Below are 20,047 nucleotides of genomic sequence, written 5' to 3'. Positions count from 1 at the left end.
ATATAACTCTATTATACCTGTTCAGCGTGAAGATTTCTTTTAAAAATAAACATATATCTTGATGATTTTTTCTAAATAAACGACAAATAGCAAATGTATTATTTTTGGAAAAAAATAGTATAATTACAAGTTAATTTTCCAAGACCTTTCGTTCTATTTTCCCAATTTTTTTTAGTATACTGAGAGTAGAAATTGAATATGGAGGTGTGTGTATGTGTATGTCTATGTCTGTACGAACAGTGTTATTAAATCGAATGTATATTAATGGAGAGTGGGTAAAAGCACTTTCTGGCGATTCCTTTCCAGTGACCAATCCTGCCAATGGACAGCAAATTGGAGCAGTTCCTAACGGAGGAAGTGAGGAGGCAAAACTAGCCGTTGATGCTGCAGCGGACGCCTTTCCTCAATGGGCAGCGAAAACTGCGGAGGAGCGAAGTCATTTATTACGGAAATGGTACGAGTGTATTTTAGACAATAAAAATGAAATTGCCGAAACCCTTGTTCTTGAGCAAGGAAAACCATTGAAAGAAGCGCTTGGGGAGATTACTTATGCGGCAAGCTTTCTACTTTGGTATTCGGAGGAGGCAAAACGAGTGTACGGGGAAACTATCCCTGCTTCCGCTCCTGATAAACGAATTTTTGTCGTGAAACAGCCTGTTGGTGTTGTTGCAGCAATTACGCCTTGGAATTTCCCTGCGGCAATGATTACACGGAAGCTTGCTCCTGCGTTAGCAGCTGGCTGCACAGCGGTTGTTAAACCTGCAGAACAAACACCGCTTACCGCACTGAAGCTTGCGGAAGCCGCAGAAAGAGCAGGAATTCCAAAAGGGGTTATTAATATCGTAACCGGTAACCCAGAGGAAATCGGTGAAGTATGGCTTGGCGATTCCCGCGTCCGGAAAATTACCTTTACTGGCTCAACTGAAGTAGGAAAGCTATTAATGCGAGGAGCAGCAAATACCGTGAAAAAGGTTTCTTTAGAGCTTGGCGGCCATGCGCCATTTATTGTTTTCGCCGATGCAGATATAGATAAAGCTGTCGAAGGTGTGATTCAATCGAAGTTTAGAAATAGCGGGCAGACCTGTGTTTGCGCGAATCGTGTTTATGTTCAAGCACCTATTATCGAGAAATTTGTCGCAAAGCTTCGCGAGGAAACGAAAAAACTAACGGTTGGCGATGGTCTTGATCCGGCAACAACAATCGGTCCACTAATTGATGAAGCTGCTTATCGGAAAGTGGAAAGTCATATTGAAGATGCCATTACGCGCGGTGGACAAATTGAATGTGGCGGAAAACGTGTATCCGCTTATGAAGATGGCTATTTCGTAGAGCCAACAATTATTAGTGGTGTTACAGATGATATGAAAATTATGCAGGAGGAAACATTTGGACCGGTGGCACCCGTTCTTTCTTTTTCCGATGTAGAAGAGGTTATTCGTCGGGCAAATAATTCTCCGTTTGGATTGGCTGCATATGCATTTACCGAAAATTTAAAAACAGCGATCACTGTTTACGAACAATTGGAATATGGAATTGTTGGTATTAACGATGCACTACCATCCGTGGCACAGGCTCCTTTTGGTGGCTATAAGGAAAGTGGTCTCGGTCGCGAAGGCGGTCATCACGGAATTGAAGAGTTTTTAGAAACAAAATATGTTTCCATTAGAATTTAATATATAGAACAAAAAGGGATGTCCCATAGTTTCCTAATATGAGACATCCCTTTTTTGTTTGCTTTCCACGATTATTTTTGCAATCTACTAATAATACTATTCGTTACCTGCTGCCAAACGGTTTCGTCCTCCATATACCGCTTCACCATCTTCTTATGCATCTCTTTTTGTTTTTCAAGAAAATCAGGTGCATCTTGTGCAGGTAATTTTGCCCGTTCTTCATCAACAAATGCTTGAACTTCTGCTGCACGTGGTCCCCAGACAGCATATTCCTGACCTTCTTGGTCCAAAAATACATAAATTGGAATGGAACGTGATTTTCCATTGGTTAAATATTGATCCATTAGCTCCAAGTTTTGATCGCGGAGCAGAAAACGAACATCAATATTGGCTGCCTCTGCAATTCGCATTAGCACTGGATTATTTACCATCGCATCGCCACACCAATCCTCGGTAAGGGCAATCGCACGAAGCTGACGTTCTTTTACCCCTTCTAGCTGCTGTACCTGTTCATTACTTAATTGTAATTTTTCATAAACCGATAGCATCGACTCTTTGTTACGAGTCATTTGCTCGATATATTGTGAAAATGTCATGCCTTTTTCAAACCATTCATTTAGCGTCATAATATACCCCCATGTTTTTTATTTGTGTCGATTTTACCATTCTCACACTATTATTTGCATGCAATTTGACTTCCAGCTGCTAGATTATTTCCGACTCATGACCTTTGATAATAGGCGAAGAATTTCTAAATACAGCCATACAAGTGTCACCATTAATCCGAATGCCCCATACCACTCTAAATATTTGGGACAGTTCATTTGTGCCCCTTTTTCAATAAAATCAAAGTCGAGCACTAAATTTAATGCAGCGATAACGACAATAAATAAACTGATAAGAATTCCAATTGGGCCCGAATCATGCAAAAATGGGACACTAACGCCAAAAAAGCTTAAGATGATATTAATTAAGTACGTTAGGAGAATGCCAAAAGTTGCAGCAAATAAACCTAATCGGAAGTTTTGTGTAACCTTAATAATTCGTAGCTTGTAAATGATTAATAACGAAAATAGCACGGCAAATGTTAAGGTAACTGCCAAAGTCGTTATCCCTTGAAATTGTGCCTCATAAAGTGCCGATATTCCCCCTACGAATAGTCCTTCCAGCAATGCATAAACAGGTGCGGTTATTGGTGTCGATTGCTTCCAAAAGGTTGCAATAAGCGAAACTATAAAGCCTCCTATTGCACCAATGAGTAGGTAAGCCGTAACATCTACACCAGAAAAGTATTGGTACCATGTATAGACGGCAGAGAGCACTACTAAAAGTAATAAAATAAAGGTTTTGTTCACCGTTCCTTGAATGGTCATCGTGTTTCCTTGTGACCACCCACGATAATCATCAAATGTATTTTCACGTAAACTTGGATTTCCACTTCTCATCTTAACATCCCCTTTCGATTAGTATATTTACGTTGATCCTAAAAAAAAGTTTCTATCCTATTTCCTATTCATATAAAAACTAGCCTGCTGATAAAATATATGACAGCAAAATGACTATTATATTCTCGTCCATTTTTTAATAAATATATCTTTAAAAAAGGCTCTTATCTAAAAGATTATTGTTTTTTATTTTGATTTATCATTTCCATAATTTTCCCTTATAATGAAATAAAATAGTAAACCATTGGGAGGTACTTGTAGGATACTTTGATTATATTTTCCTTAATACGAAAAATTTCGTGATTGGAAGAAAGAATATTTTCAAGGGTTCTCTTGATTCTTCTACTGTTCATCCAAGAGAAGTATTTCGTGAAGCTATGAAACTTTCAGCTGCTAGCATTATTATAGCCCATAATCATCCTAGTGGAGCCCCTTCTCCTTCTCGTGAAGATATAATGATTACTAAAAGATTTCGTGGAGTAGGTATGTTGGTAGGAATAGAAATTCTTGATCATGTGATTATTGGGCAGAGAAAACACAAATCACTAAAAGAAATGGGAATTATCTAATGAATAGAACGGTTTTGGTAGGTCGCTTAACGAAAGATCCAGAGATACGTTTTACTCCAAGTGGTGTATCCGTGGCAACTTTTATACTTGCTGTAAATAGAAATTTCACAAACCAACAAATGTGTTGTCCATGCCAAAAGACGCTATCTTATTAAAGAAAAGCGCCCGATTACAGAAGAACAATAATTAGCGAAATAACGATACTTCTTTCACACCTACCATACATGCATAGACAAAAAGTTGGCCCTTATGGTGAATTTCATGATCATACATTGCAGTAAGATATCTTTTTTTCGGACCTTGAAGCTTCCGATGAGATGAGCTATTCTCAGCCTCCAAATCTGCATCAGTCAATGATTCGTAGGTAGCTTTTGTTTTTTCCGTAAAGTCCTTTACAGTTTTTCGCACGTCACTCATCGTCTTACATTCAGGTATGTCTGGTGGAGCAAAATTTTCAGTCTTGACCATTGAAACGAACACATCTTTCTAACCAGCAACGTGTAACGCCAGTTCACCAAACGTCATAGCCCCTTCCCAGGGTTTTAAATCAATATGTTCATCATAGATGGGTTCAAGTATTTCCTCTAACATTTTCCGATGTTGCAACCATTCATGCATCATTAGCTTTGCTTGCCCCAAATTAATTCCTCCTCTATTGGGATTTTTAATTTAAGTCTTACAAAGTCTTTAATTCGTCACAGTACACTTGATTCCTCGTTTTAAACTATCTTCTCCACTCGTATCATTTTTGCTCCTCCTCTTTTATTAATTTCAATACGGTCTCCATACTCAATCCCAATCGCTTTGCTTCTTCTAGCAGCGGCAAAATATATTCATTTCGATACTGTTTTTTCCTTTCGTTTAACAATTTTGTTTTGGCCCCTTCCATCACAAACATCCCAATTCCACGTCTTTTGTATATGATTTCTTCATCAACCAAAGTCTGCAGTCCTTTTCTTACAGTGGCCCGATTAATTGTGTACAACAGCTGGTTGACTTTGTAAAGGGCATTTTTCCCCAATATATGATATCTATATGAAATTCTCCTGAAAAAAGGATGAATTGATTACACACAAAAAAAACACTGATTTTATCCAATAATTTGGACGAAGTCAGTGTTATTCTTACAATGGTATCTTACTAGCACCAAGTTAAGAGTATTCTATTAATTTGCAATGGTTTAAGCAAAGTAAAAATGGCCTTTTGTTTTGCATCTTTCTCCGCAAACCTTCCGAAGGAAATAATTTTAGGTTTATCCTCAGCTATTTCCAAGTTAAATTCCTTTAATCTCAATTTTAAGGATTCAAAGAATTGTTCAGCTTCACTTTTTAGATTGAAAACAACAAACAAAATTATCTGCATATCTCACTATGTATGCTTGTCCTTTGCACTGTTTTCTCCCCAATAACAGAACTCGTTAGATGTAAACTGTCGTCTGTTTTTATTTTTAACAACAAACTTATTCTTGTTCAGCTAACCTGCTTCGTTAGTACAATAACCTCGATCATCTTATCGAACTAATGCCCTCTTTACTTTAAGTCCATTCCTGCACAAACTTTATTACTATCTTCAACCAACTTTAATTCTAATAGTTACCCATCTTCGAACTGAATAATTCATCTTGAAGTTCTTGAATTTTTGTAACTTCTACCTTAAGTTAAAAATACCACTGCCAGTTTCTGTGTTAATAGGTATTGATGAAAGCTCATGAAATATGCTCCAAGACTCATTCACTTTTCTTAAACCAAAGGTAATACGGTTAGTAATTTGACGAAGTTTATCCCCGGACACTTCTTCGTGAGCTGAAAATGTAACTGCACAATGAACAAAAGCGAGATTCAAATTTTCTTCAACAACTAAATCATTAAAATCTACTTTAAGAGAAACACCATCTTCCCTCAAACTTTTAAACCACGCTGACACGCTTTCCCTCCATGTAGAAATACCCTTACTTTCCCAATTCCCCCAGCAGTCATAAATATGTACTTCAACATCATATGTGGATAAGAATCTCTCAACATCTTTCTCGTAAACAGCACACTTGTAATTTTCAAGAACGTCCTGAATTTTATAAAAACCAATTGTCATGATTTCATCCCCTTTATTATTTGTAAATAAAATTACTGCATCCTCTTTTCCAACTCATCTTTCTGACGCAAATGATGACGGAAATGCATTCCGACCAAATCATACCACTCCTTTGCATTCAGCCAACCTAATCCCCCATGTTCTACTTTAATACTTGGGTTTATATTATCTACTCTCGGTTCCCATTGATTTATTCTTTGAATTAATTCATTCATCCTGTTAATAAGTTCTTCCTTACTATCCGAATTATTAGGGGGAGTATTTAGTTCATCTGGTAATTTTATTTTAATAGGTGGAAACCCTCCGTTCTTAAATAATTCCTCGCCGAACTTAGTTTTCCCAAGGGGTTGTTTTTCAGTTGATGTTGCACATATTTCCAAATTATCAAGATACTCGTGAGCAACCAGGATTAAATGGTCATACATCTGCCCAATAGACCAAACCCCTTCTTCCGAGATATATCGTAATTGGCCTAATGAATAATTTTGAAGTTCACTTTTGAAATGATAAACTATGTTACTATCACTCATTTAATTCCTCCTTTGTTAATAGTTAGATAAAATCTGAAAAATTTCCCTTTTGCATTAAACTTTAATTAATTGATTATTGATTACTAATACCTTTTTATTAACTTCCTCGAGAAAATAAAGTTACGAATTTCCTTATGCACCCATCATAAATAAAGGGGAAATTTTAGATTGGTATATACACAATCCATCTTAAGGGTAACCGATTTATATTAAACTAACCTGCCCCTTTAGTTAAATAACCTCAACAAAACATGCATTAAATCTTTCTAAGATCAATGCTCCCCATTTGTTTAAGTGTAATTGCTCACAATGTTACATTATTATTGAATAAATACAAATGTCAGTTAGCTTGCTGCCATCTGCGGATAAGTCATCATTTCTTAAGGTTCCTTCTAATTTAAAACCTAGTTTTTCTGCGATCGAACGACTACTAAGGTTTGTTGATTCACATCTTATTCCAATCCTTCTAAATCTAAGTTGTTGAAAGCCAAGGTTAATTAACTCTCTTACCGCCTCTGTCATATATCCTTTTCCACTAAATTGCGTGTTAATCCAGTATCCAATTTCACATTTAGAGACCTTCCAATTAATTGCGTGTAGGCTAGCAGTTCCAATAAATTCGTTAGTATCCTTATGAAAGATAAGATAACGAAAGCTTTCTCTCTTCAAAAAATCGATGTGGGCATTTCTCAGGATAATCTCTGTTTCTTCAACAGTAGGAATAGTTTGGAATAAACTTAACCATTGCTTTAACTCATTAATTGAATCCCTTATAGCTTCGTATACTACATCCCCGTCACCAGCTTGAAGTGGTGCTCGAAGAAATAGTCTGTCTGTTTCTAATTGTAACGGAACATCTAATAAAATTGGTTTCAAATAAATCCCCCTCTCCAGCACTTATATTAGGACTGCTTATTATACTCCTTGTTTACTAAGCTATTGCTTAATATCAAGTTTCACTAGTTTTAGTTTATTTTACGTTTATTAACTTCAATCGTAATGAACTCCGGTAAATAGCTAGGAGTACATCCTTTCGCTACTATTCCATCTTTGTATAGACCCGTTTTCTCACCAAGTTTCATACAACGCGCACGATTCCTTTCATCGTATACGCCTATCCAGCCTGCGGTGAAATTCATTGCCCCTTGAACTTCCGGTTCCTCCTGCGTAATAGTAGCTTCTATTGCAGATAGTAAGTCTGCGGTGTTATCCGGCGGTGTTTGTCCAGTCCATCTCAATCGCGCTTGATAATACCAGAAAGCTCGCCTTTGCAGGGCAGAAGGGCTATTTTCCCACGACTCCATCAATGCAATTGTCTTCTTGTCTTTGGTAAGCTGATTAGCCATTAAGTTAATTCCCTCATCAAAAGTATGAGTCTGCATATCCTTATCAAGCTTATTTAGCACATCTTGTGAAAGAAGTTTTTTATCCATAATTAAAATTGCTAATAGTCTGGGCAAAAACTCTTCGATTGTCCAAAGTTCTATAGCTAGTTCGTGATCCTTTTTTTTAATGTCCTTCGCGATTTTTCGTAAGTTACCTAGCTTAGTTTTACTATTGATCTGAGATAGAATGGTTTCTGCTTTTGAAGAGCGTTTTATTTCTGTATCATTATTTTCAGTCATTTTATACCACTTCTTTATTAAATCACTGTTTCATTATATGTCCTTAATTTTAGTCCAGGACGTGGTCAGAAGAGAGTGTGTATTGAATCAAAGCATGGGGAGAGAAAGCCAAGACTTTGCCCCATTGTTCGTAAACTTGATCCTCCCATTCACTTTGAAAACGAATGTCACTACCTACTTTCCAATCTGTAAGAAGATTGCTACCGTACTGCCATTGTTTAACTAATTCTGGTTTTACCAATGAATCCCACACCTTGTTTGCAGGTGCATTAATAGAAATTTTGGAAATATTCTTAGACATAATATTCTTCTCCTCGTCTCTTATTAAACTCTACTGCTCCGTAAGCATAATTACTTTTCTACTTAAATACTAGCATAATATTCTAAAAATAAAATCGAAATTTTACCAATAAAAAAGACAACCCACTTGGATCACCTTGTTTAACTATTGCTACCCGTTACTTAAAAATGACTAATGAACTTTATTTTACAAGTTTTTTAAAACCCTTTTGACATTATCTCCGAATTATATCTATCAATAGACGATTGTAAAATTATATTCTGCGCTTCTAATATGATTAAAACATTCTAATAAAGAGTCTCTCTAGAACTTTGAAACTATTTATTATACTTTTCAAAGAGGCGCTGTTGGTGGAAATACATAGGAAACCTTCTTGGAAGGTTGCTTTTTATTATTGAAATTTCACTAACATGATGATAAAGAAAGCCACAATCTATACGCAAACAGCCTTTAAAAACAATAACGAAAAACTAGATTCCCTATCGGCATCTAGTTTTTCGTTATTTATTAATTATTGCACGCGTGCGAAGCCAAAACCGGATGCATAATCATCGCCTGTTGCTGCACCATATCCACCTTTTATATCATAAAGCTTTGCACGACGTTGTAATTCTGCACGTAATTGTACATTTGTTAAGCTCTTGTTACTAGACCAGATTTTCGCAGCTAAACCAGCGACATGTGGGGTAGCCATTGATGTTCCGCTAATTGTGTTATAACCACCATTTGACCAAGTAGATTCAATATTTGATCCTGGTGCGGAAACTTCCACGTCTCGTTCCTGAATGACATAGTCACCATCTGTTGATGGATTACCACGGGATGAATAGTTTGCCACCCGATATGTTCCATTTTGCTGCACGTTTTCCAAGGCAGCGACTGCTACTGCATTTGGTAATGCGCCAGGATAACCAATCGTATTGCTACCATAGCCATCATTTCCGGCTGCTGCAACGACTAGCAAACCTTTACTATAGGCATAATCTACTGCACTTGCAATCAAGGAATCTTTCGAGCTAGATCCTAATGACATACTAATTACCACTTTGGATCCTGTACGTACCGCCTCATCTGCAGCATGACGAATAGCTGCTGCAATATCATCAGAATAGCCAGAGCCATTATTTCCTAATACTTTATACGCCCAAAGCTCTGCCTCAGGTGCTACACCATATACACCTAGCCCATCATATCCGCCATTTGCTAACGCTGTACCGGCTACATGTGTTCCGTGACCATTTCGATCACTACAAGAGCCATTTACATAGCTGCTTGAAGACGTAAAGTCCTTACATTGCTCCACATTATCTCGTAAATCAATATGGTTTGTATATACACCTGTATCAAGAATCGCAACCTTAATACCGTTACCGCCAGATGTAGATGTTAAACTACTATTATTATAGATTGCTTTAATTCCCCATGGTACTTGTGTACTAGGAACAGCATTTGGTTTTGCAGCCACTTCCGAAACAGCAACAGACACCTTTGCTACCTTTTCCACTTTAATATTTTTATTTTTTAATAGTGCTTCATATTGCTTTTGATTAACTTCCGCAGTAAAGCCTTCCTTGTTAAAATCACGGTGCACGCTTAATTGTAAATCATTTTGTACCTTTGCCTTCACTGAATCGGTTGCCTGAATCAACACGCGGAACGTTTCCTGTACATACTGCTCGCCTAATGGCTTCGTTTGTGCAAATGTACTTGTGCCAAAAACTGAAAATACAAGAAGGAAACTTAATAAAACTGCACTCCATTTTTTCACATTCCTCATAAACTTTCTCCTCCCTTATGTAACACAATAGTGACTAGCGATATTTAGTATATTTCCAACCGATAATTTGCACAATAGTTCAAAAATAATATATTTTTAAAAATATACCCTTTATAATACAAGCCTCTTTACCTAATTAATGTAATAAACCAATGACATCGAAAGTAAATTTGTTACATATTTTTAAGGAATATTTCGCTATTCGAGGAGACTAATATTTTTGATGATGAAAATGAAGATGATTTTTTTTTCTTGAAGAAAATTTTCATAAACAATTAGAAATTATTCCATTAGAATGCGCGTGTTGTTTTCGATTTTCTTTATGCCAACCAGCTTGGACTGTTTTAATTTTTTGTAAAAGTACTGTTACGTAATAGGTCCGTAGTCACTATTTTAGGATAAGCGTAGTGAATAAGTTTTTCTCGGTTTGATAAAGCATAACGGAAATGAACTATCTCCATTTGATCACGAAACAACAATGATTGCCCCTTGCTAATAGTATCTTGCACTTAGATCATAATCCTATTTTTAAGGATCCTGCTTTCATATTGATTCAAGCCTCTATTGCTTACCCTAGAAGTGCTATTTGTCTATCCTTAAAAAAATCTGGATGTTTCATTATGGCCAACCTTATTCACAAACTAGCCATCTGTGGGATGAAATCATTTAGGTAGAAAGAGCGGGGAATTGGGGAAAAGGCTTAGTAATCTGGCTAAAATCCATTTGAACGATGTATCAAAGGGAAAGTGGGGTGAAAAATGCGGGGATTTCCTCTTGATGGGTCGGATCTAACGGAATGTGAATCATTAAATGCGGGGATTTCCTCTTGATGGGTCGGATCTAACGGAATGTGAATCATTAAATGCGAGGATTTCCTTTTGATGGGTCGAATCTAACGGAATGTGAATCATTAAATGCGGGGATTTCCTCTTGATGAGTCGTATCTAACGGAATGTGAATCATTAAATGCGAGGATTTCCTTTTGATGGGTCGGATCAATAGGAAAGTGCGACGATAAATGCGGGGATTTCCTCTTGATGGGTCGAATCTAACGGAATGTGAATCATTAAATGCGGGGATTTCCTCTTGATGGGTCGGATCTAACGGAATGTGAATCATTAAATGCGAGGATTTCCTTTTGATGGGTCGGATCTAACGGAATGTGAATCATTAAATGCGAGGATTTCCTTTTGATGGGTCGGATCTAACGGAATGTGAATCATTAAATGCGGGGATTTCCTCTTGATGGGTCGGATCTAACGGAATGTGAATCATTAAATGCGAGGATTTCCTTTTGATGGGTCGTATCAATAGGAAAGTGCGACGATAAATACGGCGATTTCCTTTTGATTGGTCGTTTCTAACGGAAATTGAATTACTAAATGCGGGGATTTCCTCTTGATGAGTCGTATCTAACGGAATGTGACTCTATAAATGCTTTGAAATCCCCTTGATTGGTCGTATCTAACGGAAAGTCAGTCAATTAATGCGGCCAATTCCCTTTGATTGATCGTATCAATAGGAAAGTGCGGCAATTAATGCTTTGAAATCCCCTTGATAGGTCTTATCTAACGGAAATTGTGCTAAAAATAGCATTGTAATCCCTTTGATAAGATGTATCAAACGGAATTTGGGCTAAAAAAGGTATTGTAATCCTTTTGATTGTAACTATCCGCAGGAAGGTCAGTAAAAAATCCAATCATAATCCCATTGATAGAATGGTATCAAAAGGAAAGTCAGGTAATAATAGCCAACAAATGTCGCTATCCAATTTATATTTTTAATTTGCATGTTCAGCAAAGTCCATAAGTCCAGACTTGCTATTAAATATATCCAAAACTTGAACCTGCTCAACCAAACTAAGTCCCATATTAAAAATCCCTCCCCGATGCACCGATCGAGAAGGGATTTATGATATCTACACTGTATTATCGTTTTTGAATTTCTTGTAGTAATAATTTATTAACCATTGGAGGATTCGCTTGTCCTTTTGTTGCCTTCATAATTTGACCGACAAGGAAGCCAATTGCTCGGTCTTTCCCATTTTTATAATCTTCAATGGATTGTTGGTTCGCATCAAGAATTTCCGTAACAATTTTCGTAAGTGTTGCTTCGTCGGATATTTGCACAAGGCCTTTTTCCTTCACAATCGTTTCTGGATCTCCACCATTTTCTGCTAACTCTTTGAATACTTTTTTCGCCAATTTAGAAGAAAGTGTACCATTTTCAATAAGCTTGATCATTTTGGCTAAACTTACTGGTGTTAATGGAATTTCCGATAGTTCCTTTTGTACAGAGTTTAAGTATGCAGAAACCTCTACCATTAACCAGTTGGAAGCAAGCTTCGCATCTGCTCCCTCAGCAATTGTTGCTTCAAAGAAATCAGACATTTCCTTTGTTAACGTAAGCACCATCGCATCATACGCTGGTAAGCCTAATTGTTCGACATAACGTTTTTTCCGTGCATCTGGAAGCTCTGGAATGCTTGCACGAACACGTTCCTTCCATTCATCATCAATATATAAATCCACAAGATCTGGTTCTGGGAAGTAACGGTAATCCTCAGATCCTTCCTTCACCCGCATTAGCAACGTTTGACCTGTTGATTCATCAAAACGACGTGTTTCTTGTTGGATAACGCCACCAGATAGTAGAACTTTTTCTTGTCTTACAATTTCAAACTCTAATCCTTTACGAACATAATTAAAAGAATTCAAGTTTTTCAATTCTGTTTTTGTTCCAAACTTTTCTTGGCCGATTGGACGTAAGGAAATATTTGCATCACAGCGCAAGGATCCCTCTTCCATTCGAACATCAGAAACGCCTGTATATTGAATGATCGATTTTAGTTTTTCTAAATACGCATATGCTTCTTCTGGAGTACGAATATCTGGCTCAGAAACAATTTCAATTAATGGTGTTCCTTGACGGTTATAGTCTACTAAGGAATAGCCATCACCGCTATGGTTTAATTTACCGGCATCTTCCTCTAAATGAAGACGGGTAATCCCGATCCGTTTCTTTTTGCCGCCTACTTCAATTTCAATCCAGCCATGCTCCCCAATTGGTTTATCGTATTGAGAAATTTGGTATGCTTTCGGATTATCTGGATAAAAATAATTTTTCCGGTCAAATTTTGTATCTGTTGCAATTTCACAATTTAATGCCATTGCTGCCTTCATTGCATAGTCTACCGCTTGTTTATTTAACACTGGTAAAACACCTGGATATCCAAGGTCAATGACATTAGTATTTGTATTTGGTTCCGCTCCGAAATGTGCTGGAGCTGGTGAGAAGATTTTCGATTCTGTTTTTAATTCAACGTGCACTTCTAATCCAATAACCGCTTCAAAATTCATTTTTCTTTCACCCCTTACAATTGTGGTTTTTGTTTATGAAAGTCTGTTGCTTGTTCAAATGTATGTGCCACTCGATAAATCGTTGCTTCATCAAAATGCTTACCGATTATTTGTAAGCCAAGTGGTAACCCATTATCAAAACCACATGGAACCGAGATTCCTGGTAATCCAGCTAAGTTGACTGGAATGGTTAGGATGTCATTGGCATACATTGTTAACGGATCATCAATTAATTCACCAATTTTAAATGCCGGTGTTGGTGCTGTTGGCCCGATAATTACATCATATTTTTCAAACACGTCTTCAAAATCTTTTTTGATTAATGTTCGTGTTTGTTGTGCTTTTTTATAATAAGCATCATAATAGCCTGAGCTTAAAGCAAAAGTTCCAAGCATAATCCGGCGTTTTACTTCATCACCGAAGCCTTCGGAACGTGTCTTTTTATATAAATCAATTAAATTGTCTGCATCTTTTGCACGATAACCGTAACGAATACCATCAAAACGAGCTAAGTTAGAGGATGCTTCAGATGATGCAAGTAAATAGTATGCTGCTACCCCATATTTGGAATGTGGTAATGATACTTCTTCCCATGTAGCACCAAGCTTTTCTAATACCTTTAATGCTTCTAATACGGAATTTCGAACAGATTCCTTAACGCCCTCTCCAAGATATTCTTTCGGAACGGCAATTTTTAATCCTTTCACATCGCCTGTTAAGCTTTGTGCAAAATTAGGAACGGCAATATTTGCAGAAGTGGAATCGTGTGGATCCAATCCTGAAATAGCTTGAAGTAAATAAGCATTGTCCTCGACATTTCGAGTAATCGGTCCAATTTGATCAAGGGAGGATGCAAATGCAACCAACCCAAACCGAGAAACACGACCATAGGTTGGTTTTAGACCAACTACACCGCAATAAGCCGCTGGTTGCCGGATCGAACCACCTGTGTCAGAGCCTAGGGAAAATGGAACTTCACCTGCTGCAACTGCTGCTGCAGAACCACCGGAAGAACCGCCAGGAACGGTTTCTAAATTCCATGGATTATAGGTTTTATGGAAATACGATGTTTCTGTGGAACCACCCATTGCGAACTCATCCATGTTTAATTTTCCGATTGTAATCGTTTCTGCATCATTTAATTTATTCATTACTGTAGCATCATAGATAGGATCGAAGTTTTCCAAAATCTTACTTGCACAAGTCGTCCGTAAGTTTTTTGTTACGATGTTATCTTTAATTCCAATTGGCATACCGAACAGTAAGCCTTTTTCTTCCGATGAACCTAATTTTTCATCTAATTGTTTTGCTTTTGCCCGTGCATGTTCTTCATCTAGGGTAATAAAGGCTTGTACTTTCCCTTCTACTTCCTCAATCCGTTTGTAGGATTCATTAACAAGATCTGATACGGAAACTTCTTTTTTATGTAGTAATTCATGTAAATCTTTTAGCTTATGATCAAACAAAGACATAATTTTCCCTCCTTACTCTAAAATTGATGGTACGCGAACCATTCCGTCTTGGTGGTCCGGTGCATTTTTCAATACTTCTTCTCTTGGTAATCCTTTAGTAGGAACGTCTTCGCGCATAATATTTTTCATATCTAGTACGTGGGAAGTTGGTGGAACATTTTCAGTGTCCAATTCATTTAATTGTTCTGCGAAGCCGATAATGGCATCTAAATTAGTCGTGAACTTTTCTGTTTCTTCCTCTGAAAATGCTAAACGCGCTAAATGTGCAACGTGTTTTACTTGATCCTTTGAAATTCTTGACATAACTGTCACCTCCAATTATTTTTCGGCACAATATGTATGATAATAGCAAATATAGACATTTACGTGCAATAACAATGGAAAAACCAATCTCTATTTTACCATGTTTTGCATGCTTTCCGAAACATTTCCGAAAAAAATGTCGCAAGCGTGGAAATATAGTTTCCTACTGCTATTTAGTTTACTTATTGTATTTCAAATATAATAAAAAGGATGGTAATTCCCATCCCTTCGGAAACTGATTGTTTATTTAATAGTTTTCAAAAGGTACTCGGATAATTAACTCGAAATACACTCCTGAGCAGACGAGTTACGAAAACCAACAACTATACGAAAACAATTTATTTTAACAATCATGAAAGAAATTTTTTAAAGAATCCCTTTATTCCCTTGCTTGTGCTTTTCTTATTTCCATTTTCCACAGTCGCTGACTCATTTTGCACAGTATTCATTGTAATAAATATTTCTTCCTTATCAATCGCCTTACTTTCATAGGCGAGAACGAGGCCGATATCTGTATCATATCCTTTGTTTTCGACTATCGTGAAGGGAATATTCCTTTTATTCGCGATTTGAACATATTTACTTAATATTTTGTAGGGGATTTCTCCATTTAAATACATTCTTGTTTGTGGGTGCCGCTTCATTTCTTCTTCTATTTCTTTATATACCGCTGCCTCATATACCTGTACCTCTGTTAAAACAACAACAATTCGTTCGCGAAGCGTTCCTAAAAATCGGCGCCGTTCATCTGGCTTCAATTCCTTTGCACCATACACTCCTTGCGTTATATAATCATCCAGATTCGGTCCATTACCCATGACAATCCTCACCTCATAGCATTTTTCGTTTACATATCGTGTTTGGTTATTCCTAAATAAGTGATTCTCTTCACATTATAGTTTACCTATAATCTCGAAAAAAGAAACCTCCACCTATTCATCATGTGAAACTTCCTTATACATATACGTTATGCGCGAGAAAATGTTTCCGCTAATAAATAAAAAAAGGGCTTCTCCGAAAAAGAGAAACCCCCACACATTATAATTAGAATGATTCGGCAGTTGATTTACCTTGTAGATGTAATAATAAGTAATCTGGTCCGCCCGCTTTCGAATCTGTTCCTGACATATTGAAGCCACCGAATGGTTGGTAGCCAACAATCGCGCCAGTACAGCCACGGTTGATATACAAGTTTCCTACATGGAAATCTTCACGCGCTTTTTCAATATGTGCACGATTATTGGAAATTACCGCACCAGTTAAGCCGTATTCGGTATTATTCGCAATCGCAAGCGCGTCATCAAAGTCTTTCGCTTTCGTAAAACCGACAACCGGTCCAAAAATTTCCTCCTGCATTACACGTGCTTTTGGATCTAAATCGGCAATAACGGTTGGATTAACGAAATACCCTTTGGAATTATCTCCTTTTCCACCAACTAAAACTTTACCTTCTTCTTTACCAATTTCCACATACTGCAGAATTTTGTTGTAAGCTGCTTCGTCAATTACCGGACCAACAAATGTTTCTTGATTTGCTGGGTCACCTACGACTAATTCCTTCGTTAATTCTACTACCCGATTTAACACTGTATCGTACACGTCTTCAACTACAACTGCACGGGAGCATGCAGAGCATTTTTGTCCTGCAAAACCAAATGCAGAAGCTACGATAGATTTCGCAGCCAATTCTAAATCTGCCTCTTTATCTACTACAATTGTATCTTTTCCACCCATTTCAGCAATAACACGTTTTAACCAAATTTGGCCAGGATTTACTTTTGCTGCTCTTTCGTATATACGTACACCAACATCACGGGAGCCAGTAAAGCTAATAAAACGTGTTTTTGGATGATCTACTAAGTAATCTCCTACTTCCGCGCCACTACCCGGAACATAGTTTAATACGCCTGCTGGTAAACCTGCTTCTTCTAAAACCTCAACAAATTTTGCTGCTACGACAGGAGTTGTCGACGCTGGTTTTAATAGAACAGTGTTTCCAGAAACAAGTGCTGCTACTGTTGTCCCTGCCATAATCGCAAACGCGAAATTCCAAGGAGAAATAACAACACCTACACCAAGTGGTATGTATTCGTAGCGATTAAATTCTCCGGGACGACTATTCACTTCGACACCATTTTTCAGATTTAACATTTGTCGACCGTAATACTCCATGAAGTCAATACCTTCAGCAACGTCAGCATCTGCTTCTACCCAAGGTTTCCCTGCTTCTTTTACAAGCAATGCACTAAATTCATCCTTGCGACGACGAACAATAGCTGCTGCTTTAAATAAAATATCGGCACGTACCTCTGGTTTTACTTTTCTCCATGTTTGGAATGTTTCATAGGCTACTTGCATTGCTTTTTCTGCTAGCTCTTTATTTGCTTTTGACACATATCCAATTACTTCTGCTTTATTTGCTGGATTTCTCGACACTATTTTATCTTCTGTGGATATACGTTTTCCACCAATTACTAATTCATAGTTTTTGCCTAAATACCCTTCCACTGTTTTCAATCCAGCAAGAAAGGATGCTTGATATTCTTTTTTGGAAAAATCTGTTAATGGTTCGTGCTTATATGGTAGGACCATGGAATTCCCTCCTATTATTCTGCGAATTTTGAAACCTATTATTATTCTACATGTTTTTAATATACTGTTCAATCATGACGTTTTTTTCCTAATATTCTATTAAATTATCTCAATTTTTCAAATCATAATATGCACGAAATACCCGCTGTGCAATTCGGCTTGATATCGTATAAGGTGTGGGTTGATCATCATAATAAGCATTCGGGACGATAACCGAAATTGCTACCTCTGGATCATCATATGGTGCGTAGCCAACAAAGGAAGAATTCCACGTTTCAATCCCATTTTTATAGGATTGTGCTGTTCCGGTTTTCCCGGCTGCATCATATGGTTCATTTGCAAAATAGCTACTAGCTGTACCTCCTGAACCATGGGTTACTAACCAGAATCCCTCCTGCACACGCTTAATCCATTCATCCTTCATATCGACTCGATTGAGAACGGTTGGTTGCATTTCTTCGACGATTTGCCCGTTGCTATCGCCATCCTTTTCCTTCGTAAGAATTTCTTTCACAATTATTGGTTTCATTCGGTAGCCATCATTTGCTATCGTTGATACATATTGAGCTAGCTGTATCGGTGTATAGGTATCTAGCTGCCCAATGGCAATATCAATATTTGGCGCCCCCTCTAAACCTTCCACTTCCTTTTCAAAGCCAATCCCTGTCTTTACGCCTAATCCAAATTGACTAAAGTAATAACGAATCGTTTCGATTTTCTCTTCATTTAATGGGAGCTTTCCACCGGGAACATAATGCCCATCCATAATATCGATAACCGTTAACCACATATACACATTGGAGGAGAGCCTTAGTGCGTCTAAATCATTCAGTCTACCTAACGGACGATAGGAAGATTTCTCTGGTGTATCAGCAATATTTAATGGTGCATCGACCTTCACATCCCCTGGCTTAAGTACCCCTGTTTGATAGCCTGTCAACACGGTTGCCCCTTTCACTGCAGATCCTGGCTCAAATGCTTGCGTAAAGGTACCATGCGAATATTCATTAAACGATTTACTGTCACGATCATATTGTTTTCCCGCTAATGTTAACAATTCACCTGTCTTCGGATTCATCACGACAACAAATGCACTATCCAATGTTTCGGTTCTTGGATAGGCAATCATTTGTAAAAGCTCCTCCTGAATAATCTTTTCTACTTCTGCCTGCAGCTCCATGTCGATTGTAAGCACTAAATCATGTCCGCCCTGTCCTTCCGAAACGGCTACCGTTTCTACAATATCCCCTTGTTTATTGGTTATAATTTTTTCCTTTGCCTTTGTTCCTCGCAAAATATCTTCATATAATTCTTCGATATAACTACTGCCATAGCGATCATTTAAATAATAGCCTTTCGATGTATAATATTGGAGCCTTTCCACCGGGAGCCCTTGCTTCACGGTTCCTAATACACTGCTCATCACTGTATCGTATGGATAGCCCCGTTGCCAATCGGTAGATACATCAACACCAGGCATTTCGCTAAGGTTTTCACTTACTTGTGCAAATTCTTCATTCGTTACCCCTTTGTTTTTAACGATTGTTGGATTTAAGGCTACCGCTGAAAATAATTTTCGATAAATGCTTGCGACATTTCCATTAATCGATTCTAATTCTTCTTCTGTTATCCGCTCAAGCTTTAATTTGTAAAGATCACTATCTGAGAGCGTATCATTCTCGTATTGTTGTTCCTCATCTTCTGTAATTTTTTCTTCTCCATTCTTATTTTCTAGTAACCAAATATCCTTTTTATCACGAACCGTTACGGCTTCGATATCCTCTTCTGTCATTTGTATGTATTGGGCTAATTTTTTTGCGGTTTTTAATAGGTCTTGCGGCTGCGGATTTTTTGGAGGTGTGTAAATAATTGCCATTTCCGGCATATTCGTTACTATTTTATTGTAATTGCGATCATAAATTTCTCCTCGTGGTACCGGGTAATTGACAATATCATTCCCCGTCTCTTCTACCTGCTGTTTATACACTTCTCCATGAATAATTTGTACCATTCCGAGGCGAAGAATCAAAATCGAAAATAGCAAAAAGACACCAAAAAACAATAGATTCATACGTAACGATAAATTGATTGTTTTTTTCCTTCTTTGTAGCTCCATCATGATTACCAACCTTCTTCGATAACTGTTTAACTAGGTTATTACTATGCAGGAAAAATAAAGGTATGCCTTGTTTCCTAATCAATTTTTACCTATAAACCATCAAAGGTGCTTGATAAGCGATGCTGCTAATAAAAATCTTTAATTTTCATTAAAAAATATATCCATTAAATAATAGTGCATTTCTGTATTTATAA

18 protein-coding genes and 2 pseudogenes are annotated in these 20,047 nt (G+C 37.4%); 3 read left to right on the top strand and 17 right to left on the bottom strand.

What is annotated here, in order from left to right; translation table 11 throughout:
* The first annotated feature begins 212 nt into the window (after nt 1-212).
* Nucleotides 213-1,673, top strand: coding sequence for an NAD-dependent succinate-semialdehyde dehydrogenase (locus tag OEV98_RS12395; RefSeq protein ID WP_317633816.1), 1,461 nt, complete (start codon nt 213-215; stop codon nt 1,671-1,673).
* A 71-nt stretch (nt 1,674-1,744) separates the two neighbouring features.
* On the opposite strand, the gene OEV98_RS12390 is transcribed toward OEV98_RS12395, so the two are convergent.
* Nucleotides 1,745-2,299 carry a thioredoxin family protein gene (locus OEV98_RS12390; RefSeq protein WP_263073617.1) on the bottom strand — a complete coding sequence of 185 codons (555 nt, stop codon included), beginning with the start codon at nt 2,297-2,299 and terminating at the stop codon, nt 1,745-1,747.
* Nucleotides 2,300-2,383: 84 nt separating this feature from the next.
* Nucleotides 2,384-3,118 (bottom strand): Bax inhibitor-1/YccA family protein, encoded by a 735-nt coding sequence (locus OEV98_RS12385; RefSeq protein WP_263073616.1) that lies wholly within the window; start codon nt 3,116-3,118, stop codon nt 2,384-2,386.
* A gap of 263 nt (nt 3,119-3,381) precedes the next feature.
* Between OEV98_RS12385 and OEV98_RS12380 the strand changes: the two are divergent.
* Together OEV98_RS12380 and OEV98_RS12375 are read left to right on the top strand one after the other, a co-directional pair.
* Nucleotides 3,382-3,687, top strand: a pseudogene (locus OEV98_RS12380) (JAB domain-containing protein); the annotation flags it as partial.
* Nucleotides 3,687-3,806 (top strand): annotated as a pseudogene (locus tag OEV98_RS12375) (single-stranded DNA-binding protein); the annotation flags it as partial. The pseudogenes OEV98_RS12380 and OEV98_RS12375, both read left to right, overlap by 1 nt.
* A gap of 67 nt (nt 3,807-3,873) precedes the next feature.
* On the opposite strand, the gene OEV98_RS12370 reads toward OEV98_RS12375, so the two are convergent.
* The 15 genes from OEV98_RS12370 to OEV98_RS12300 form a co-directional block, all read right to left on the bottom strand.
* Nucleotides 3,874-4,155, bottom strand: a complete 282-nt coding sequence (locus OEV98_RS12370) for a DinB family protein (protein ID WP_263073615.1) — start codon at nt 4,153-4,155, stop codon at nt 3,874-3,876.
* A gap of 18 nt (nt 4,156-4,173) precedes the next feature.
* Nucleotides 4,174-4,326 carry a hypothetical protein gene (locus OEV98_RS12365; protein ID WP_263073614.1) on the bottom strand — a complete coding sequence of 51 codons (153 nt, stop codon included), beginning with the start codon at nt 4,324-4,326 and terminating at the stop codon, nt 4,174-4,176.
* A 103-nt stretch (nt 4,327-4,429) separates the two neighbouring features.
* On the bottom strand, nt 4,430-4,576 hold the full coding sequence (locus tag OEV98_RS12360) for a hypothetical protein (RefSeq protein ID WP_263073613.1): 147 nt from the start codon (nt 4,574-4,576) through the stop codon (nt 4,430-4,432).
* A gap of 758 nt (nt 4,577-5,334) precedes the next feature.
* Nucleotides 5,335-5,775: a nuclear transport factor 2 family protein gene (locus OEV98_RS12355; protein WP_263073611.1), complete on the bottom strand. Its 441-nt coding sequence runs from the start codon at nt 5,773-5,775 to the stop codon at nt 5,335-5,337.
* 32 nt (nt 5,776-5,807) lie between these two features.
* Nucleotides 5,808-6,305 (bottom strand): DinB family protein, encoded by a 498-nt coding sequence (locus OEV98_RS12350; protein ID WP_263073610.1) that lies wholly within the window; start codon nt 6,303-6,305, stop codon nt 5,808-5,810.
* A 312-nt stretch (nt 6,306-6,617) separates the two neighbouring features.
* Nucleotides 6,618-7,181, bottom strand: coding sequence for a GNAT family N-acetyltransferase (locus tag OEV98_RS12345; RefSeq protein WP_263073609.1), 564 nt, complete (start codon nt 7,179-7,181; stop codon nt 6,618-6,620).
* An 89-nt stretch (nt 7,182-7,270) separates the two neighbouring features.
* Entirely contained in the window at nt 7,271-7,930 is a 660-nt protein-coding gene (locus tag OEV98_RS12340) for a DNA alkylation repair protein (protein WP_263073608.1), read from the bottom strand.
* A 49-nt stretch (nt 7,931-7,979) separates the two neighbouring features.
* Entirely contained in the window at nt 7,980-8,231 is a 252-nt protein-coding gene (locus OEV98_RS12335; RefSeq protein WP_263073607.1) for an SRPBCC domain-containing protein, read from the bottom strand.
* A 511-nt stretch (nt 8,232-8,742) separates the two neighbouring features.
* A complete protein-coding gene (locus tag OEV98_RS12330; RefSeq protein ID WP_407676510.1) occupies nt 8,743-10,008 on the bottom strand; it encodes a S8 family peptidase in 1,266 nt (421 codons plus the stop codon).
* A 1,928-nt stretch (nt 10,009-11,936) separates the two neighbouring features.
* Nucleotides 11,937-13,367: an Asp-tRNA(Asn)/Glu-tRNA(Gln) amidotransferase subunit GatB gene (gatB, locus tag OEV98_RS12325; RefSeq protein ID WP_263073606.1), complete on the bottom strand. Its 1,431-nt coding sequence runs from the start codon at nt 13,365-13,367 to the stop codon at nt 11,937-11,939.
* Nucleotides 13,368-13,381: 14 nt separating this feature from the next.
* Nucleotides 13,382-14,839: an Asp-tRNA(Asn)/Glu-tRNA(Gln) amidotransferase subunit GatA gene (gene gatA, locus OEV98_RS12320; protein ID WP_263073604.1), complete on the bottom strand. Its 1,458-nt coding sequence runs from the start codon at nt 14,837-14,839 to the stop codon at nt 13,382-13,384.
* 12 nt (nt 14,840-14,851) lie between these two features.
* The gene (gene gatC / locus OEV98_RS12315; RefSeq protein ID WP_263073603.1) at nt 14,852-15,142 is read right to left on the bottom strand and encodes an Asp-tRNA(Asn)/Glu-tRNA(Gln) amidotransferase subunit GatC; all 291 of its coding nucleotides are present in this window, start codon (nt 15,140-15,142) and stop codon (nt 14,852-14,854) included.
* 350 nt (nt 15,143-15,492) lie between these two features.
* The gene (locus OEV98_RS12310; protein WP_263073602.1) at nt 15,493-15,960 is read right to left on the bottom strand and encodes a YueI family protein; all 468 of its coding nucleotides are present in this window, start codon (nt 15,958-15,960) and stop codon (nt 15,493-15,495) included.
* A 226-nt stretch (nt 15,961-16,186) separates the two neighbouring features.
* Entirely contained in the window at nt 16,187-17,734 is a 1,548-nt protein-coding gene (gene pruA / locus OEV98_RS12305; RefSeq protein ID WP_263073601.1) for an L-glutamate gamma-semialdehyde dehydrogenase, read from the bottom strand.
* A gap of 109 nt (nt 17,735-17,843) precedes the next feature.
* Nucleotides 17,844-19,853 carry a peptidoglycan D,D-transpeptidase FtsI family protein gene (locus OEV98_RS12300; protein WP_263073600.1) on the bottom strand — a complete coding sequence of 670 codons (2,010 nt, stop codon included), beginning with the start codon at nt 19,851-19,853 and terminating at the stop codon, nt 17,844-17,846.
* Nucleotides 19,854-20,047 lie beyond the last annotated feature (194 nt).

This window comes from Perspicuibacillus lycopersici (assembly GCF_025660475.1).
GTDB classification, from domain to species: domain Bacteria; phylum Bacillota; class Bacilli; order Bacillales; family Caldibacillaceae; genus Perspicuibacillus; species Perspicuibacillus lycopersici.
This window is presented reverse-complemented; position numbering and strand designations above follow the sequence as displayed.

Bases quoted from the DNA above. Each gene is read 5' to 3' on its own strand.
- OEV98_RS12390 (WP_263073617.1), bottom strand. From the start codon at position 2,299: ATGACGCTAAATGAATGGTTTGAAAAAGGCATGACATTTTCACAATAT.
- pruA (WP_263073601.1), bottom strand. From the start codon at position 17,734: ATGGTCCTACCATATAAGCACGAACCATTAACAGATTTTTCCAAAAAA.
- OEV98_RS12360 (WP_263073613.1), bottom strand. From the start codon at position 4,576: ATGGAAGGGGCCAAAACAAAATTGTTAAACGAAAGGAAAAAACAGTAT.
- OEV98_RS12355 (WP_263073611.1), bottom strand. From the start codon at position 5,775: ATGACAATTGGTTTTTATAAAATTCAGGACGTTCTTGAAAATTACAAG.
- OEV98_RS12300 (WP_263073600.1), bottom strand. From the start codon at position 19,853: ATGATGGAGCTACAAAGAAGGAAAAAAACAATCAATTTATCGTTACGT.
- OEV98_RS12330 (WP_407676510.1), bottom strand. From the start codon at position 10,008: ATGAGGAATGTGAAAAAATGGAGTGCAGTTTTATTAAGTTTCCTTCTT.
- OEV98_RS12340 (WP_263073608.1), bottom strand. From the start codon at position 7,930: ATGACTGAAAATAATGATACAGAAATAAAACGCTCTTCAAAAGCAGAA.
- OEV98_RS12350 (WP_263073610.1), bottom strand. From the start codon at position 6,305: ATGAGTGATAGTAACATAGTTTATCATTTCAAAAGTGAACTTCAAAAT.
- OEV98_RS12395 (WP_317633816.1), top strand. From the start codon at position 213: ATGTGTATGTCTATGTCTGTACGAACAGTGTTATTAAATCGAATGTAT.
- gatA (WP_263073604.1), bottom strand. From the start codon at position 14,839: ATGTCTTTGTTTGATCATAAGCTAAAAGATTTACATGAATTACTACAT.
- OEV98_RS12335 (WP_263073607.1), bottom strand. From the start codon at position 8,231: ATGTCTAAGAATATTTCCAAAATTTCTATTAATGCACCTGCAAACAAG.
- gatB (WP_263073606.1), bottom strand. From the start codon at position 13,367: ATGAATTTTGAAGCGGTTATTGGATTAGAAGTGCACGTTGAATTAAAA.
- OEV98_RS12370 (WP_263073615.1), bottom strand. From the start codon at position 4,155: ATGGTCAAGACTGAAAATTTTGCTCCACCAGACATACCTGAATGTAAG.
- OEV98_RS12310 (WP_263073602.1), bottom strand. From the start codon at position 15,960: ATGGGTAATGGACCGAATCTGGATGATTATATAACGCAAGGAGTGTAT.
- gatC (WP_263073603.1), bottom strand. From the start codon at position 15,142: ATGTCAAGAATTTCAAAGGATCAAGTAAAACACGTTGCACATTTAGCG.
- OEV98_RS12385 (WP_263073616.1), bottom strand. From the start codon at position 3,118: ATGAGAAGTGGAAATCCAAGTTTACGTGAAAATACATTTGATGATTAT.